This window comes from Neorhizobium alkalisoli (genome assembly GCF_002968635.1).
Lineage (GTDB): Bacteria > Pseudomonadota > Alphaproteobacteria > Rhizobiales > Rhizobiaceae > Neorhizobium > Neorhizobium alkalisoli.
In genome coordinates this window covers 156,023-170,635 of record NZ_PVBN01000006.1, presented here as the reverse complement: position 1 = coordinate 170,635, position 14,613 = coordinate 156,023, and the positions used below count along the sequence as shown (strand labels likewise).

The window sequence follows — 14,613 nt, the reverse complement described above, 5'->3', positions numbered from 1 at the left end:
AATTTAGAATCGCTAAAACCCCTAGGAATAAGGGGGTTGCGTCCTTTCATGAGCGAGCCTGGCAGCGATTCATCGCCAGCAATGTTTCCTTAACTCTGACCTGCGCCGTTTCGGGGCAGATGGCGGAAAGAGAAAAAGTTCTGTCGTGCGCGCGCCAGCTCGGCTGGCGCAGGAGCAGTCTCGGAAGGCGGTCCGTCAGCCGTCACGCTGGTTATCAATCACCGGCCGATTGTCTTCGCCCAAAGGCCCGTACCGGCCTCGCCGAAGAATTCCTGGTATGATGCGGTTGCAGAGGGGCGGCATAGGCGGAGGAAGCCGAGGGTTCGATCTGCGCCGTCGGCCCTGTCATCAGGAGGCTTTCCGGAAAGGTTTCATTGAACGTGGTCGGCGCCAGTTCCGGTCGGGCAAGCGCATAACCCTGTATCAGAGGAACGCCGAGCTCCTTGCACAGATCGACCTGCCAGGTCTCCTCCAGCCCTTCAAATATGGGCTCGATGGCATCGTCCAGCATCTGCCGGACGATGACGCGCAGCAGGGCAAAGCCGGCGGAATTGTCGAGAAAGTCGCGCACCCAGGATGCATCGAACTTCGCATAATGCGGCCGGATGCGTTTGAGGCGGGCAAGATCGGAATCGCCTGCGCCATAGTCGTCGATCGCCACCTGAAAGCCGATCGCCCGCATCTGCTCGGTAAAGGCGACCACGATATCGTCTGCGGCCCCGGATTTTTCCGATATCTCGCAGACGATGCGTTCCGGTCCGAAGCCTGCCTCGTGTGCCGCGAGCTTGATGCGTTCGACTTCCTGGCGCATCTCGGAAGGGGTGCGGAAGAGGCCCGGATGAAACTTGACGAAGATCCTCGCGCGGGCACGATTGAGGCGTCCGGTGTTGAGAATGTGGATCGTCCGCGAGATGCTGTCGACGTCGGCGATGTCGGCCGGTGAGACCAGACGGAAAAATTCGCCCGGGGACACCGGCTCTTCGCCACGGGAAACGCGTACCAGCCCCTCCAGCGCATCGATCTCCAGCTTGTGATCTGACGTCAGGCGAAAGATCGGCTGCAGTGCCGATTGCAGCACAAAAGGACCATAGGCGGTGGAGAAGGCGCCGTCTTCGCTACGCACCAGATTGGCAAAAATGCTTCTCTGCGTCATGCCATCGGACTTTCCTTGCTTGTCCTTCTGGTTGTAACAGTCAAGGGTTACGCGGTTGTAAAGAAGGTTTCGAAGGTTTTAATCAGCTTCTTTGATCGGTCGCATTCAAGCTTTCCGCTTGAAACCCCGTCATAGTTTAGACATAGAGCGTAGGGCGGTTTCGGCGCGCGATGCCGCCATGTTCAACAGCTCTTCAGGACGAAGATTATGGCCTTTCTTGCCGACGCTCTTTCCCGCGTAAAGCCCTCCGCCACCATCGCCGTTGCCCAGAAAGCCCGCGAGCTCCAAGCGAAAGGCCGCGACGTTATCGGGCTCGGCGCTGGCGAGCCGGATTTCGATACGCCGGACAACATCAAGAAAGCCGCCATCGATGCGATCAATCGGGGTGAGACGAAATACACCCCGGTCTCCGGCATTCCGCCGCTTCGGGAAGCCATCGCAAAGAAGTTCAAGCGCGAAAACAATCTGGACTACACGGCTGCCCAGACAATCGTCGGGACGGGCGGAAAGCAGATTCTTTTCAACGCTTTCATGGCCACTCTCAATCCTGGCGACGAAGTCGTCATTCCGGCTCCCTATTGGGTATCCTATCCGGAAATGGTGGCGCTGTGCGGCGGTACTCCGGTTTTTGTCGGCACCAAGCAGGAGAACAACTTCAAGCTGACCGCCGAAGATCTGGAAAAGGCCATCACGCCGAAGACCAAGTGGTTCGTCTTCAACTCCCCGTCCAACCCGAGCGGGGCTGCCTATACGCATGCAGAGCTCAAGGCTCTGACCGACGTTCTCCTAAAGCACGAGCACGTCTGGATCCTGACCGACGACATGTACGAGCACCTGACCTATGGCGACTTCAAGTTCGCGACGCCGGTCGAGGTCGAGCCGAAGCTCTATGATCGTACCCTGACGATGAATGGCGTTTCCAAGGCTTACGCAATGACCGGTTGGCGTATCGGATATGCTGCCGGCCCGCTGCAGCTCATCAAGGCAATGGACATGATCCAGGGCCAGCAGACATCCGGTGCGACTTCGATCGCCCAGTGGGCCGCCGTGGAAGCGCTCAACGGTCCGCAGGACTTCATCGGCAAGAACAAGAAGATCTTCGAGGGACGACGTGACCTCGTCGTGTCGATGCTGAACCAGGCCAAGGGCATCGTTTGCCCGTCGCCCGAAGGCGCCTTCTACGTTTATCCGTCCTGCGCCGGCCTGATCGGCAAGACCGCGCCGTCCGGCAAGGTCATCGAGACGGATGAGGATTTCGTGACGGAGCTGCTCGAGACGGAAGGCGTTGCCGTCGTTCACGGATCGGCCTTCGGCCTCGGCCCGAATTTCCGCATCTCCTATGCGACCTCGGAAGAACTGCTGGAAGAAGCCTGCAAGCGCATCCAGCGTTTCTGCGCCAACTGCAAGTAAGCGTTTCGACGCAATTTAACGAGAGGCCCGCCGGCGACGGCGGGCTTTTTGCTTTCGACGCTTCAGCCTTTCGTCAGCCGCAGGATCGTCGATCCTCCGCCGCCGCGCTGTTCGGTGACGGCATAGACGGCGCCGTCCGGTCCGACCTTCACATCGCGGATACGTGCTTTCAGCGGAACGCGCTCCTCGTAAGCAACTTTGTCGCCGTCCATGTGGAGAACGACGATCCCTTGCGAGACAAGGCCGCCGACCAGGAAGGAGCCTTTCCATTCGGGAATGGCGTCGGCGTTATAATAAGCCATGCCGGAGGGGGCGATGACCGGATCCCAGTAATAGACCGGCTGTTCCGTTTCTTTCATCGCGGTGATGCCCTTGCCTATCGGTTTGCCGCTATAATCGATACCGTAGGTGACTTCCGGCCAGCCGTAGTTCTTCCCGGGTTCGGGACGATTGAGTTCGTCGCCGCCGCGCGGACCATGCTCGACAGTCCAGAGGCGTCCTTGTCCGTCGAGCGTGGCCGATTGCAGGTTTCTGTGGCCGAGGCTCCAGATCTCGGGCTGCGCGCCTTCGCGCCCGACAAATGGGTTGTCGGGAAGAGCCTTGCCGTTCGTGTCGATGCGGAAGACTTTTCCGAGGCCGCTCTTCAAGTCCTGGGCTTGAACCCGGGGCTTCGGATCCGAGCGCTCACCTACAGTGACGTAAAGTTCGCCATTCGGGCCGAAGACGAGGCGCGAACCGAAATGCTTGTTGCCGTCATAGCTCGGCATCTGGCGGAAGACGACCTTGACGTTTTCCAGCTTGCCGCCGCCGCGGTCGTCGGTCACCAGTTTTGCCGAAGCGACAGATGTGCCATTGCCTCCCTCCCGCGCTTCCGAGAAGGAGAAGAAAATCATGTTGGAACTCGCGAAGTCGGGAGCCAGCGTCACATCCAGCAGTCCGCCCTGGCCGCCGGAGAGGACCTTGGGCACGCCGCCGATTTTCGGACCGGCTTGACCCTCCTCGGAAATGATATGCATGGCGCCCGCCTTTGCGGTAACCAGCATGCGGCCGTCTGGCAAAAATTCCATAGCCCAGAGGTGCGGCAGGTCCTCGGCGACGACTTCCTGGGCGATTTTTGGGATCTGCGTCGGCTGAGGCGCTCGCGTTTGCCCGCTGAAGGCTGGTTTCTGTTTGGGCGCATTGGGTTTCTTGGTTTCGGCGGGCTGGCTTGCGGTCTGGGCAAGGGCCGGAGCAGAAGCGACGCCGGCGGAGAGAGCCGAAGCAATCAGAAGAATACCGAGACGTTTCATTGTGAATTCCCTTCGATCGCGGCATTCGCCGCACGGCTAAAGCGATACTCCCCGCACGCGGTCATGGAGCATCAAGCAATAGCCTTCATCTAGGGCAGCCATCCGAAATGGTTGTACACGCATCGTTCAAGATAATTTTATCCTGGCAAGCGGCGCGGTTGATAGCAAAAGCCCGCCAGGAGGGCGGGCTTGCCTTCAGATTGGGGCGTTGAGGCTCAATCGAGGAGATCGGCGGGTACCTTGCCGCCATTTTCGCTCAGCTTCTTCATGAGAGCCTTGTGCAGCCATATGTTCATTTCGGCCGAGCCGTCCTTGTCGCCGGTATAGCCCAATTCGTCAGCCAGTTCCTTGCGGGCCGTAAGGCTTGAATCCAGATCGAGCGCTTTCATGAGATCGACGATTGACTTGCGCCAATCGAGCTTCTGGCCGCTTTTCTTGACGGCCGCATCGAGTATCGGGGTGATATCAACCGGGCCGGACGATGAAGGGGAGGCCTGCGCCGTCTGGGACGCGGGCGCGGCGGCGGAAGTGGATGCCGGCGCCGCCGAAGTCGAAGCGGCGACTGGAGCGGCTGGCTTCAATGGTTCTGCCGGTTTTGCGCCTGTCGCCGCTTCAGCGCTGCCCCCGAAAATCGCATTTTTGATCTTGTCGAAAATACCCATTGTGCTCTCCCTTGGATTGTCTCTCAGGGAAACGTCGGGCGGAGCGAGGATTTCTCAAGGGCCGACCGCGAGTAAAAAGACTACCCGCGGTCGGCATGGGCGACTAGGCCGTACCCCAGATGGTTTCGGCGGTTTTAACCACCAGTTCCAGCTTGCGCTTCTGGTCGTCTTCGGTGATCGAATTGCCTTCTTCCGTAGAGGCGAAGCCGCACTGGGGCGCGATGCCGAGCTGGTCGATATCGACATGTTTCGCCGCGTCGTCGAAGTGTCGGCGAAGCGAGTCCAGGCTTTCCAGCTCACCGGTCTTAGTGGTGATGAAGCCCGGATAGACGCGCTGCTTGGAACCCTTCTGAAGCAGGCTCAGCGGCTGCAGGCCGCCGGCGCGTTCGGTGTCGTATTCCATGAAGAACATGTCGACGCCGGTGTGATTGAAGATGGCGTCGGCTGCCGCATCATAACCGCCCTCGGCCGCCCAGGTGGAACGGAAGTTGCCGCGGCACATATGCATGCCGATCAACATGTCCTTCGGGCGGTCCTTGATCGCCTCGTGCATCATCCAGGCGTATTTCTTGATCAGCCAATCCGGATCGAAGCCTTCCTCGCGCTTCATGGCGCGCTGCTTTTCGTCGCCGAGATAGGCGAAGTAGATATCGTCCATCTGCAGATAGCGGCAGCCGGCTTCGTAGAATTTCTGCACTGCCTTGGAATAGGTCTTTGCGAGATCGGCAAACAGCGCCTCGACGTCCTGATATTCGGCCGGATGGATGTCGGCCTTGGCCGTGCGGTAATGCGCGACGCTCGGGCCGGGAATGGAAATCTTCGGCGTAACATTCGTCACGGATGCCAGGTATTTGAAGTGTTCGAGATGCGGATGATTGTCGGGGAAATCGAGCTTGCCGTTGATCGTCGGGAAGGTCGGGGGAAGCTTTACGCCGTGGAAGGTAACGCCCTTGTGGGCTTCGCGCGTGACGAATTCCATGCCGTCCAGTTCGCCCAGAAAGTCGTAGTGCCAGAAGTGGCGGCGCGCTTCACCATCGGTCACGACCTTGAGGCCGACGCCTTCCTGCAACTTGACCAGATCCTTGATCGCTTCGTCCTCGACAGCCTTCAATTCGGCCGCGGGAATGCTCTTTTCCTCGTAGAACTTCTTGCGGGCTTCCTTGACGGAAGCCGGGCGCAACAGCGAACCGACGTGATCGGCTCTGTAAGGTGGTGTCGACATGGGGTTCCTCCACTGGAATAGATCGAAGGCTTGAAGAATCTTTCCGGATGCCCGGCCTGTATACGCTCGGCCCGCCGTCCATGGCAAATGGAGAAACGGGTTTAAGAGGTTTTCAATATGATTCCGATCCAGCCAGCAAGGGCTCGAGGGATATGGATTTTCTATAGACCAAGAAGGGTCAACATGATGAATGTGGCGAACAAAACGAAGTGCGTCATACCCTCGATGGCGTTAGTCTGGCCGTCGTTCAGGTTGATGGCAGCGACAACCAGCGTGATCACCACCATCACCGTCTGAACAGGCGTCATCGCCATGATAAAGGGCTGTTCTGTATACAGGGCGATGCCTTCCATGACCGGCACGGTCAGGATCACCGTCGATAAAGAAGCACCCATGGCGATGTTCACGACGGACTGCATGCGGTTTCTTAGCGCCGCCCGCAGAGCCGTGAATATTTCGGGCGCGGCCGAAATCACTGCCACGGTGACCGCCATCAGTGCCGGCGGCGCGCCGCTGCCTTCGAGGCTGGTATTGAGGAAGGCCGACATGAATTCTGCAAGGAAGCCGATGATCAGCACGCCCGCGAGGATGATGGAGATCGAGAGCGCCGATGACTCGTTTTCGGCGTCTTCGTCGGGTGCAGGTTCGCCCGAAGCCTGTTTGGCCCGGGGATAGCTGTAGCTGAAGAAATAGCTGTGCGTGCCCACCTGCATCCTGAGAAAAAGGGCATAGAGGGCGACCATCGCGCCGATGGTGAATGCCGAGTAGTAATGCCATTTGGCCGCCGGAATGAATTCCGGCACCATCATGGAGATGCCCATGGCAGTCAGGATCATGACGCTGTAGGTGCGGCTGGAGTCGTCGTTATAGGGCTGCTCGCCATGTCGCAGCCCGCCGAGCAACGCCGCGAGCCCAAGGATGCCGTTGATGTCGAGCATGACGGCCGAGTAGATCGTATCCCTGACCAGCGTGGGGGATGTCGTGGTCCTCATCATGATGGCGAGGATCAGAACCTCGACCGCAACGGCAGATAGGGTCAGGATCATCGTGCCGTAGGGGTCGCCGACCTTGTGGGCAAGGACTTCCGCGTGATGGGCAACACGTGTGGAAGCGAGAATGATGACACAGATCAGTGCGGCCGCTGCGATCAGGGATGCCGCCTTGCCCGCCTCCAGGATGGAATGTTCGGTGAAAAAACTGATCCCGACAGCAGCGAGCGCGATGACAAGAAATTTTTCCTGCTTCACGAGAGAGGGCAATCCCACTGGCGGCTCCTGCTGTTGGTGTTGGCGCATGTAACGCCGCAGGCATCAGCATCAAGAGTGCCGTTTTTCCATCGACGGTTTGCGGCATCCGCGTTTTGATGACATAATTTCATCGTGGCCTGGAACTTCGCGGCACCCTTTTCGCTTTCCCACCCCGATGCCGCGTCCGGACTTGGTTCCGGCAGGATAAATGCGGCCACAAGGAACACGGAGGGAGTATGACCAAGGTTGTCTATAAAGTCGTGCAGCACGATGGTGGCTGGGCCTACCGTCTGGGTGACGTCTATTCGGAAACTTTTCCTACTCATTCCGATGCTTTGCAGGCGGCGCGCATCGTCGCGACGGAACAGCAAGTCGGAGGTGAGCCGGAAGAGATCAGCTGGCAGGACGAAAAAGGTGTCTGGCATACCGAATACAGCGATGGTGGTGACCGCCCCGAGGCGGAGGTGGTGGATGGCGAGGAAGGCGTCGATGCCCGCTGAGATCTCAGCCGCGGACGTATTCCAACAGGCCTTTGACGAGCGCATCGAATGTGACGCGCCAGCGCGGTGACGATTTCAAGTTCTCGTGCATCGCTACCCAGGTATCGAGCGGCAGTTCGAAGACCTCAGGAAGGACGCGGACAAGCTCCGGATTTCGCTCGGCAATACCAATCTGACAGATGCCGATCCCGGCGCCGCCTCGAATGGCCGCAAGCTGTGCGAGATTGCTGTCGGCCCGATAACTCCAGCGGATATCGTCGATGTCGGGAAAGCCCGGAGCCATGGAGCGGATGCGGACTGCCGCCGCCCGGACGAAGGCAGTCCGCCTGTCGAAACCGATCATCCGATGGTGTGCCAGTTGCTCCGGGCTTTCGGGAATTCCATGCCGGTCCAGATAGCGCCGATGAGCATAAAGGCCGAGCGGGATTTCGCCGATATGGCGGGCAATCAGTGCATCCTGAGCCGGATTGGTCATACGGACTGCGATGTCCGCCTCGCGGTTCAAGAGATCCTCCAGCGAATCCGACAATGACAATTCCAGTTCGAGCCCGGGATGCTCGTCCTGAAGGCTCGCCAGGATCGGCGGCAGCACTTCGACGCCGATCACTTCGCTTGCACTGATCCTCACCGTTCCCTTGACTGTGCCGATTTCACCCGACGCCAGCCGCTCCATGGCGGCGGCCGTGACCGCCAGATTTTCCGCATAGGGTTTCATCGCCAGCGCCGGCTCGGTCGGCAGCAATCCCTGCTGCGAACGGGTGAAGAGCTGATAACCCACAGCTTCCTCCAGCGCATCGATGTGCCGGCCGACGGTCGGTTGTGTCAGGCCGAGTTCGCGGGCGGCGGCAGACAGGGAACCCGAACGGAGGACGGCCAGAAAAGTCCGATAGAAGTCCCAACTAACGTCATTCATTTTTGTATGGATGCTCAATGAGATTCGAGAATTCCGTATATCAGAGGGAGGGACGATACTCCAATCATCAAAACGGCAACCCTGAAATGGAGTATCGATATGAGCAATATCTCGAATTTCCCGCCCGTCGCTCTCGTTCTCGGCGCTACCGGAGGCATAGGCGGCCACGTGGCCCGGGGCCTCGTCGCTCGCGGCTGGAATGTCCGTGCCTTGCACCGAAAGGCCGCCGAAGCGGCGAAGCGCGAGCCTCGTTTCCATTGGCTGCAGGGCGATGCGATGAGGGCGGCCGACGTTCGCCATGCCGCCCAGGACGCGCATCTCATCGTTCATGCGGTCAATCCGCCGGGCTACAAGGACTGGGAGAAGCTCGTCCTGCCGATGCTCGACAATACCATTGCGGCGGCCCGTGCCGTCGGCGCCCGTATCCTGTTGCCCGGGACTGTCTACAATTATGGGCCGGACGCCTTTCCGGATATCACCGAGGAAAGCCCGCAGAACCCGGTGACGCGCAAGGGCGCGATCCGCGTCGAGCTCGAGCGGCGACTTGAGACCGCCTCGAAGGAGGGCATCCCGGTGCTGATCGTGCGGGCCGGCGACTATTTTGGCCCTGGCGCCGCCAATAGCTGGTTCAGCCAGGGGCTGGTGAAGCCCGGAAAGCCGGTTCTGTCGGTCAGCCGGCCCAATGCGAAAGGTGTCGGCCATCAATGGGCCTATCTGCCGGATGTGGCCGAAACCATGTTGCGGCTGATCGATCGCGAGCGGGAATTGCCGCGTTTCGCACGCTTCCAGATGCGCGGGTTCTGGGATGAGGATGGCGAGCAGATGATCGCGGCGATCGGCCGGGTCACCGGTGGCAAGCCGAAAGTGAGGGCATTCCCGTGGTGGCTGCTGAAGCTCGGTTCGCCCTTCGTGCCGATATTCCGGGAGCTTGGCGAGATGCACTATCTGTGGAAGCTGCCGGTGCGGATGAGCAACGACAGGCTGCTGGCCGTGCTCGGCGAAGAGCCGTCAACTCCGATCGACGAGGCGGTTCGCGCCGCACTTCTCGATCTTAAATGCCTGGACCTGCCGGAACCTTCCATGGCGAGGCTGCCGGAATTGGCTCGCCGGCCGGGGAGGGCGGCATGACCGATGCTCTTGTCGAGCGCAAGGCCGTGCCGACCGCCTTTCGCATCCTCGCTATCGCGATGCCGGCCCTGATCGGCGGCCAGGTGTTTCTTGCACGTCTCGCGATCTTTTCCGACGGCTCCCTGTGGGAGTGCACGCTGCGACGGGCGGAGCGCTGGCCGTGCCGATCCTTGGAATGGTCGCGCTTGCTTTCCTGCGGCAGGAACTGCGCCAGTACAGGGTATCCGTCCTCATGCTGCTCGGCCTCTATTGCCTGCAATTTGTCTTCGTGATCGCGGGCAAGGGCATAGGCATAGGTTTCATCCAGTCCCTGCATCCGGCAAATGCGATTGCAATGACGGTCGTCAGCGTTCTCCTGGCGCGTTCCGTATTGACGGGACGCTAGAATGAAAAGGGGCCGCTCATGGCGGCCCCTTCGTCATTTTCGGTCAGGCGACTGCTTCGAGCGCCGGGTAGTCCGTGTAGCCCTTGGCGCCGCCGCCGTAGAAGGTGGACTTGTCGGCTTCGTTGAGCGGTGCATTGTCCTTGAAACGCTGCACCAGGTCCGGGTTGGCGATGAAGAGTTTGCCGAAGGCAACGGCATCGGCATAACCGCTTTCGACAGCTGCCTTGGCGCTTTCGCGATCATAGCCGTTGTTGACCAGCCAGCCGCCCGTGCCGCCTGCCTTCCGGTAGGCTGCCTTCATCTCCTGATAGTCGAAGGGCTTGTCTCCCTGGGAGAAGTTCCGGTCTCCGCCGGTCGCACCTTCGATCACGTGGATGAAGGCGAGGCCACGCGAGCCGAGCTGTTCGGCAACATGATTGAACAGCGGCTGCGGGTTGGTTTCGGTAATGCCGTTGCCGGGTGTCACCGGCGACAGGCGGATACCGACGCGGCCGGCGCCGATTTCCCTGGTGACTGCATCGACGACTTCCAGGACGAAACGGGCGCGGTTTTCAATGGAGCCGCCATATTCGTCGGTGCGCTGATTGGCGCCGGACTTCAGGAACTGGTCGATCAGGTAGCCGTTGGCTCCGTGGATCTCGACGCCGTCGAACCCGGCGTCGATTGCGGCACGCGCACCCTTTCGGAAGTCCTCCACAATGCCCGGGATTTCGGAAAGTTCGAGCGCGCGAGGATCGGATGTGTCGACGAAGGCGCCGCTGCCGTCCGGATTGATGACATAGGTCTTGCTTCCGGCGGGAATGGCGGACGGCGCGACCGGAGCGCCGCCATTCGGCTGAAGCGACGTGTGCGATACGCGACCGACATGCCAGATCTGGGTGACGATCTTACCGCCTTTGCGATGAACGGCGTCCGTGACCTTCTTCCATCCGTCGATAGCCTGCGGCAGGTAAAGGCCGGGCACATCCGCATAACCTTGGCCCTGCTGGGTTACCGGGGTACCTTCGGTGATGATCAGACCCGCTGCGGCGCGCTGTTCGTAATAGGTGACATTGAGGTCATTCGGAACAGCCCTTGGCGAACGGTTGCGCGTCAGGGGTGCCATCACGATGCGATTGGCAAGTTGAATATCGCCGAAGGAGGTTGGATCAAAAAGCTTGGCCATCAGAAATTCCTTTGTCTGCAGTTGGGAGAAGTCAGCCCGGGTCAAAGCGTCGACCGAAGCTCGTCGAGGAAGGTTGCAATGGTATCCTCATTGCGGTGATAGAACGCCCATTGGCCGACGCGGTTGATCTTGAGCAACCCGGCCTTTTCGAGCGTCGAAAGATGCGCCGAGACCGTGGATTGGGAGAGGCCGCAGCGTTTTTCGAATTGGTTGGCGCAGATGCCCATGCTGAGCGGATGCGCCTGATCGGAGAAATTACGCTCCGGCTCCTTCATCCATTCCAGGAATTCGATCCGGGTGGGATGCGCGAGCGCTTTCAGAATTTCCGTCTTGTCCATCGTCTGGATCTCGTATCGAACTTATACGATATATAGATCGCATAATGACGATATGAAGGGTGCGATTTCTAAAAGAGCGGCGGCTTTTAAAAAAAATGGGCCGCCGGATCGCTCCAGGGCCCTTTCAGTTGTGAAGGTCAAAACCTCCAGAGGGGAACAGCCAACGCGGACGACGGGGAGGTCGCCGGGGGCGTCAGCTGTCAGGTATATGGGGAGGGGATATCTGCCCGACAAGATGCAATCTTCGGTTTTGAAAAGAAGTTTCGCCGATGGCTTCCAGGGAGGCCTATCGCGCTGACAGGCAAAAAAAGAGGGCCACCGGATCGCTCCAGGGCCCTATAAGTGTGAAGGTCAAAAAACCTCCAGAGGGGAACAGCTGCTGCGGTGGAACTGGGAGGAAAAGCCACCATGTGCATCAGCTATGTGCGATATGGTGGTTTTTTGTGCAGTGAACAATGCCCTTTTGTGCAGGTCAGCCATGCGTGATGCGCAACACTGTTGCAGCAAAGAGGCAGCCTCCGCATATCTGGCGGCCGTATACGACTGAAATCATTGGAATATAAGGAGATTTAAGACCTCGCAGACGGCAGCTGAAAAATCAGAAATTCCAGTTGCGCGCCTTGCCGACGATAAAATCACGGAAGACTTTGAGCTTCGCCGCGTTCTTCATTTCGTCGGGATAGCAGAAGTAGGTGTCGAAAGAGGGAATGTCTGCGTTGATCGCGAGCTGAATGAGGCCCGGATCGCGGCCGACGATGTAGTCGGGAAGGCAAGCGATTCCGATGCCAAGCAGACAGGCGCGCTTGATCGAGGTCTGGCTGTTGATCTGCAGATGCGGCGTGCGGCTGTTGTCGGACGAGCGGCCGGCATATTCCAGCCAGTTCACGTCGAGCAGGTAGCTCGGCGCCGGTTCCCCGAACGTGATGATCCGATGCGTGTCGAGGTCCTCGACCGATTGCGGTTCGCCATAGCGGTTGATGTAGGAGGGGGCCGCGTAGACGTGCATATGGACGGTGAACAGCTTGCGCTGGATCAGGTCGGACTGCTGCGGCTGGCGCAGGCGAATGGCGCAGTCCGCGTGGCGCATATTCACGTCCACTTCCTCGTTATCGAGGATGAGCTGGATCGACATTTCGGGATAGAGCTGCAGAAACTCCTGCACCTTGTCGGTGAGCCAGCCCTGGCCAAGCCCGACCGTCGTCGTGACGCGCAGCTTGCCGGACGGTTTTTCCGTCGTCTCGGTGAGCTGCATCTTCACTGTTTCGAGCTTCAAGAGAACGTCATGGGCGGTGCGGTAGAGCAGTTCGCCCTGTTCGGTGAGAATCAGGCCGCGCGCATGCCGGTGAAAAAGCTTGACGCCGACATCCTGTTCAAGCGCGCTGACCTGGCGGCTGATTGCCGACTGGGAAAGATGGAGCTTGTCGGCGGCATGGGTGAAGGAGCCCGCCTCTGCCGCCGCATGAAAAATTCGCAACTTGTCCCAGTCGAGCGGCACACCCATGTCTCAATGTCACTCCGCGGCCACGGCCACCGGCTGAATGCCGGCAAGATAACGTTCGGCCTCGAGCGCTGCCATGCAGCCCATGCCCGCGGCGGTGATTGCCTGGCGGAAGGTGTCGTCGGTCACGTCGCCGGCGGCGAAGACACCGGGCACGTCGGTCGCGGTCGAATCCGGGGCCGTCCACAGATAACCGTTCGGCTTCATCTTCAGCTTGCCCTTGAAGAGTTCGGTCGCCGGCGCATGACCGATCGCCACGAACACGCCGTGGATCGGAAAGTCGGTGATGGCGCCGGTCAGGGTATTGCGCAGCTTCACCCCTTCCACCGAGGGTGGCATCGGCGCCTTGGCGGGCTTGCCGGTGATCTCGGCGATTTCGGTATTCCACAACACGCTGACATTCGGGCGCTGGAAGAGACGTTCCTGCAGGATCTTCTCCGAGCGGAACGAGTCGCGACGATGAACCACGGTGACGGACTTGGCGATGTTCGAAAGGTAGAGCGCCTCTTCGACGGCGGAATTGCCGCCGCCGACCACGATCACGTCCCTGTTGCGATAGAAGAAGCCGTCGCAGGTGGCGCAAGCGGACACGCCAAAGCCCTGGAAGTGCTGCTCGCTTTCGATACCCAGCCATTTGGCCTTGGCGCCGGTCGAAATAATGATCGTCTCCGCCGTCCAGACGGCGCCGGAGTCGGTGCGCACCGTGAAGGGGCGACGGTCGAGATCAACCTCGGTCACCAGGTCGTTGACGATCTCTGCGCCCACATGGGTCGCCTGTTTCAGCATCTGCTCCATGAGCCAAGGCCCCTGGATCGGATCGCCGAAGCCCGGATAATTCTCCACGTCGGTGGTGATCATCAACTGGCCGCCCTGTTCCATGCCGGCGATCAGCACCGGCTTCAGCATGGCGCGGGCGGCATAGATGGCGGCGGTATAACCGGCCGGGCCGGAACCGATGATCAGGACCTCGGTATGACGGGCGGACATGTGTGATTCCTTTCAAAGACCGATCGACTCGTATTCTATTGCCCCTCATATAGGGGGTCGATTTCCGGTCTGCCGCTTTCAAAATGCCATGTAAGATCGGTCTATGCAGCAATGCAAGGGCAGCCTTGCGTTAATAACAGATCAGTTGGCATAGAGGCTGCTCCTTGCGTTAAATCCCGTTTCCGCTAAAAGCCTTGCCGACAAAAGGGGAAAACCGTGTTCCGCGCCGATCTGGACGCCATCGACATCAAGATCCTCCGGGAGCTCCAGCGTGACGGGAGAATGACGAATGTCGAGCTCGCGGAACGCGTCGGCATTTCGGCGCCACCCTGTCTGCGCCGCGTGCGCAAGCTCGAGGAGGCCGGGATCATCGAGGGCTATCACGCGCTTCTCAATGGTCCGCGGCTCGGCTTCGATCTTGTCGCCTTCTGCATGGTCGGTCTCAAGCGCCAGTCCGATGCGGACTTGAAGGGTTTTGCTTCCAAGGTGCAGCAATGGCCTCTGGTGCGGGAGGCGTGGATGGTCAACGGGGACAGCGATTTCCTGCTGCGTTGCGCGGCGCAGAACCTTACAGTTTTCCAGGATTTCGTCATCGAAGTCCTGACCGCCGACGAGCATGTGGACACGGTTCGGACCATGCTGACGATCCGGCAGGTGAAGCAGCTCGGCCTGGTGGAGATTTAGTGGGTGCTGGCCCTGGGTGTCCGGATCTATGA

At 59.7% G+C, this 14,613-nt stretch carries 15 protein-coding genes; 5 read left to right on the top strand and 10 right to left on the bottom strand.

What is annotated here, in order from left to right:
- Nucleotides 1–214: 214 nt before the first annotated feature.
- On the bottom strand, nt 215–1,153 hold the full coding sequence (locus C5L13_RS15070; RefSeq protein ID WP_105384103.1) for an EAL domain-containing protein: 939 nt from the start codon (nt 1,151–1,153) through the stop codon (nt 215–217).
- 207 nt (nt 1,154–1,360) lie between these two features.
- Here C5L13_RS15070 and C5L13_RS15065 point away from each other — a divergent pair, with 207 nt between their 5' ends.
- Complete coding sequence (locus tag C5L13_RS15065; protein ID WP_105384102.1) at nt 1,361–2,563, top strand: pyridoxal phosphate-dependent aminotransferase; 1,203 nt, start codon at nt 1,361–1,363, stop codon at nt 2,561–2,563.
- Between the two features lie 62 nt (nt 2,564–2,625).
- Here C5L13_RS15065 and C5L13_RS15060 read toward each other — a convergent pair whose 3' ends face one another.
- The 4 genes from C5L13_RS15060 to C5L13_RS15045 all read right to left on the bottom strand — a co-directional run bounded on the left by C5L13_RS15060 (nt 2,626) and on the right by C5L13_RS15045 (nt 7,031).
- On the bottom strand, nt 2,626–3,852 hold the full coding sequence (locus C5L13_RS15060; protein ID WP_105384101.1) for a PQQ-dependent sugar dehydrogenase: 1,227 nt from the start codon (nt 3,850–3,852) through the stop codon (nt 2,626–2,628).
- A gap of 215 nt (nt 3,853–4,067) precedes the next feature.
- A complete protein-coding gene (locus C5L13_RS15055) occupies nt 4,068–4,514 on the bottom strand; it encodes a DUF3597 domain-containing protein (protein ID WP_105384100.1) in 447 nt (148 codons plus the stop codon).
- Nucleotides 4,515–4,617: 103 nt separating this feature from the next.
- Entirely contained in the window at nt 4,618–5,736 is a 1,119-nt protein-coding gene (locus C5L13_RS15050) for a 5-methyltetrahydropteroyltriglutamate--homocysteine S-methyltransferase (RefSeq protein ID WP_105384099.1), read from the bottom strand.
- A 161-nt stretch (nt 5,737–5,897) separates the two neighbouring features.
- Nucleotides 5,898–7,031: a calcium:proton antiporter gene (locus C5L13_RS15045; protein ID WP_105384098.1), complete on the bottom strand. Its 1,134-nt coding sequence runs from the start codon at nt 7,029–7,031 to the stop codon at nt 5,898–5,900.
- A 188-nt stretch (nt 7,032–7,219) separates the two neighbouring features.
- Here C5L13_RS15045 and C5L13_RS15040 point away from each other — a divergent pair, with 188 nt between their 5' ends.
- Nucleotides 7,220–7,483 (top strand): DUF2188 domain-containing protein, encoded by a 264-nt coding sequence (locus tag C5L13_RS15040; protein WP_105384097.1) that lies wholly within the window; start codon nt 7,220–7,222, stop codon nt 7,481–7,483.
- Nucleotides 7,484–7,487: 4 nt separating this feature from the next.
- On the opposite strand, the gene C5L13_RS15035 is transcribed toward C5L13_RS15040, so the two are convergent.
- Nucleotides 7,488–8,396, bottom strand: a complete 909-nt coding sequence (locus C5L13_RS15035; protein ID WP_105384096.1) for a LysR family transcriptional regulator — start codon at nt 8,394–8,396, stop codon at nt 7,488–7,490.
- A 99-nt stretch (nt 8,397–8,495) separates the two neighbouring features.
- Here C5L13_RS15035 and C5L13_RS15030 point away from each other — a divergent pair, with 99 nt between their 5' ends.
- Complete coding sequence (locus C5L13_RS15030) at nt 8,496–9,524, top strand: NAD-dependent epimerase/dehydratase family protein (protein WP_105384095.1); 1,029 nt, start codon at nt 8,496–8,498, stop codon at nt 9,522–9,524.
- A 160-nt stretch (nt 9,525–9,684) separates the two neighbouring features.
- Entirely contained in the window at nt 9,685–9,909 is a 225-nt protein-coding gene (locus C5L13_RS15025; protein WP_158693452.1) for a hypothetical protein, read from the top strand.
- A gap of 43 nt (nt 9,910–9,952) precedes the next feature.
- Here the strand turns inward: C5L13_RS15025 and C5L13_RS15020 are convergent, their stop codons facing one another.
- The 4 genes from C5L13_RS15020 to trxB form a co-directional block, all read right to left on the bottom strand.
- A complete protein-coding gene (locus tag C5L13_RS15020) occupies nt 9,953–11,074 on the bottom strand; it encodes an alkene reductase (protein ID WP_105384093.1) in 1,122 nt (373 codons plus the stop codon).
- A 41-nt stretch (nt 11,075–11,115) separates the two neighbouring features.
- Nucleotides 11,116–11,412, bottom strand: a complete 297-nt coding sequence (locus tag C5L13_RS15015; RefSeq protein ID WP_105384092.1) for an ArsR/SmtB family transcription factor — start codon at nt 11,410–11,412, stop codon at nt 11,116–11,118.
- Between the two features lie 598 nt (nt 11,413–12,010).
- Nucleotides 12,011–12,907, bottom strand: coding sequence for a LysR family transcriptional regulator VtlR (locus C5L13_RS15010; protein WP_162711247.1), 897 nt, complete (start codon nt 12,905–12,907; stop codon nt 12,011–12,013).
- Between the two features lie 15 nt (nt 12,908–12,922).
- Nucleotides 12,923–13,897, bottom strand: coding sequence for a thioredoxin-disulfide reductase (trxB, locus tag C5L13_RS15005; protein WP_105384091.1), 975 nt, complete (start codon nt 13,895–13,897; stop codon nt 12,923–12,925).
- Nucleotides 13,898–14,113: 216 nt separating this feature from the next.
- On the opposite strand from trxB, the gene C5L13_RS15000 reads away from it, so the two are divergent.
- The gene (locus tag C5L13_RS15000; RefSeq protein WP_105384090.1) at nt 14,114–14,581 is read left to right on the top strand and encodes an Lrp/AsnC family transcriptional regulator; all 468 of its coding nucleotides are present in this window, start codon (nt 14,114–14,116) and stop codon (nt 14,579–14,581) included.
- Nucleotides 14,582–14,613: the final 32 nt, after the last annotated feature.